This is a genomic window from Microcystis sp. LE19-84.1B (assembly GCF_027531875.1).
Lineage (GTDB): Bacteria > Cyanobacteriota > Cyanobacteriia > Cyanobacteriales > Microcystaceae > Microcystis > Microcystis panniformis.
The window spans coordinates 1-1544 of record NZ_JAPZSR010000167.1 but is presented as its reverse complement, the minus strand read 5'-3'; the positions used below and the strand labels follow the sequence as shown (position 1 = coordinate 1544).

Here is a 1544-nt window from a genome sequence, read left to right as displayed (position 1 = left end):
GAAAGCTAAACCTACCAAATCTGGGGCGTAAACTCTGCATCATTTAAAATTATTACATTTTCCCCTGACTGCACCAACACAAATAAACCCTGACGACAAGCGTAACTCGCCACCTCATTGGGAACAATCATCGCTGCCACTGCTCCCAAAGCTTTTACATCTCGAAAACGAGGCATTAACCGCTTAAACTTAGCCAAACGTTGTAAATGCTCATCCACATCCCTTTGAGTTAACTTACTTTTGACTTCCACTAAAATGGCATCGGTATCATTTACTACTAATAGATCAATTTCTAAACCCTCATTATCCCGTTTTACCGAAATGTCAGGGTGAAACTCATGGACATCAATACCCCGCTCCTGAAACAGACGCACCACCGCAGGACGTACTTGCCACTCGACAAACTCTCCTAAACGATTGCCCAACTCCCCAATCTGCTGACTAACTCTGTTAATTTGTTTATCCGTTTCTTTTTGAGCTTGGGATAACTCTTGTTGGGATTGAGCTAATTCCTTTAGTATTGCCCGAATGTCTTCAATAGTGGCTTTCATAATGAATTTTCTCAGGTTAAAGTGAAATTTTCTCTATTATAGTCTGATCGCTTTTTCTCCCTTGAAGTAACTGTTCAGGAGGGGACAAAATCTAGTAATCTAAGGGGCATGGATGAGAAGCACCTACGGTAATCCCATAATAAGTCTAAACTATGATTTGAATGATTGAATGAATACTATGATTGTGTTGTATTCAGCAAGCTTTCATCAATAATCAATCATAGTCCATCCCATAATCACATAAATCGCAGTTAAGACTCTTTACCTAATAAAGCGACGCACTAGCCACCGAGTGAGCATCCATAGCAAATAAAACGGCATCCATAGAATAACTATAGGAATAACTATAATCCACTGCCACCAAGTTAAAGAAGTGGGTTTTTGCTGTTGTCGCAGCCTTTGTAAATTATTACGACAGGTTTTTGTATTCGGATGATTGTCTCCTAAGAGTCGTTTTAACAAATCTAATGCTTCTAGATAGAGAGGTTCCGCTTCTGTGTACCTGCCTTGGGATTTGTACAAGACTGCTAAATTGTTGAGGGAAAGTGCCACATCGGGATGATTGTCTCCTAAGAGTCGTTTATACAAATCTAATGCTTCTAGATAGAGAGGTTCCGCTTCTGTGTACCTGCCTTGGGAACTGTACAATTCTGCTAAATTGTTGAGGGAAAGTGCCACATCGGGATGATTCTCTCCTAAGAGTCGTTTTAACAAATCTAATGCTTGTAGATAGAGAGGTTCCGCTTCTGTGTACCTGCCTTGGGAATAGTACAAGTTTGCTAAATTGTTGAGGGAAAGTGCCACATCGGGATGATTGTCTCCTAAGAGTCGTTTTAACAAATCTAATGCTTGTAGATAGAGAGGTTCCGCTTCTGTGTACCTGCCTTGGGAACTGTACAATAGTGCTAAATTGTTGAGGGAAAGTGCCACATCGGGATGATTGTCTCCTAAGAGTTGTTTTAACAAATCTAATGCTTGTAGATAGAGAGGTTC

General features: G+C 40.5%; 2 protein-coding genes. Both read right to left on the bottom strand.

All coding sequences use genetic code 11. The features are described from left to right. Nucleotides 1–11 precede the first annotated feature (11 nt). Nucleotides 12–551, bottom strand: a complete 540-nt coding sequence (locus tag O9324_RS10165; protein WP_288140122.1) for a DUF3782 domain-containing protein — start codon at nt 549–551, stop codon at nt 12–14. Nucleotides 552–812: 261 nt separating this feature from the next. Further along, nucleotides 813–1544 (bottom strand): tetratricopeptide repeat protein (locus tag O9324_RS10160; RefSeq protein WP_288140121.1); only part of this gene is annotated, 732 nt, incomplete at its 5' end.